This is a genomic window from Actinomadura napierensis (assembly GCF_039529375.1).
In the GTDB taxonomy this organism is placed as follows: Bacteria; Actinomycetota; Actinomycetes; order Streptosporangiales; family Streptosporangiaceae; genus Spirillospora; species Spirillospora napierensis.
In genome coordinates this window covers 1-651 of record NZ_BAAAMR010000328.1, presented here as the reverse complement: position 1 = coordinate 651, position 651 = coordinate 1, and the positions used below count along the sequence as shown (strand labels likewise).

Annotated in this window: 1 protein-coding gene; it reads left to right on the top strand. The window is 40.4% G+C overall.

The window, feature by feature from the left end; translation table 11 throughout:
- Window positions 1-134: 134 nt before the first annotated feature.
- On the top strand, window positions 135-651 hold a 517-nt coding region (locus ABD296_RS49750), incomplete at its 3' end, for a phosphoribosylamine--glycine ligase (protein WP_407061597.1).

Here is a 651-nt window from a genome sequence, read left to right as displayed (position 1 = left end):
CGCCACTAATTTAAATCTAGTCCTCCCTAACCCTCCTTTTATTCAGGAGGGTTTTCCACAATAATGGAACTATCTCTCCACCTTGAGAAATAGAGGGGGATGAAAAAGGATTAAAGTTAAGGAACAAATTAAAAATGAATATTTTAGTTTTAGGTAGTGGTGGTCGTGAGCATGCTTTAGCATGGAAAATCGCGCAAGATGCCAAAGTTACTCAAGTTTTCGTTGCGCCTGGTAACGCAGGAACTGCAACAGAACCAAAATGCGTTAACGTTCAGCTCGATATTTTAGACAACCCGGGAATTATTGCTTTTGCTAAAGAAAATAATGTTGAACTGATTGTTGTTGGCCCAGAAGCGCCATTAGTAAATGGTGTTGTTGATGCTGCACGTGAAGCAGGCGTAAAAATTTGGGGACCTACTCAATATGCAGCACAGCTTGAAGGCTCAAAAGCATTTGCTAAGCACTTTTTAAAACGCCACAACATCCCAACTGCTTTTTATGAAGTATTTACGGAAGTTGATGCAGCAAAAGCTTATGTTGAAAAAAATGGTGCACCAATTGTAATTAAAGCTGACGGTCTTGCGGCTGGTAAAGGCGTTATCGTTGCAATGACCAATGAAGAAGCTTTTGCAGCAATTGATGACATGCTTG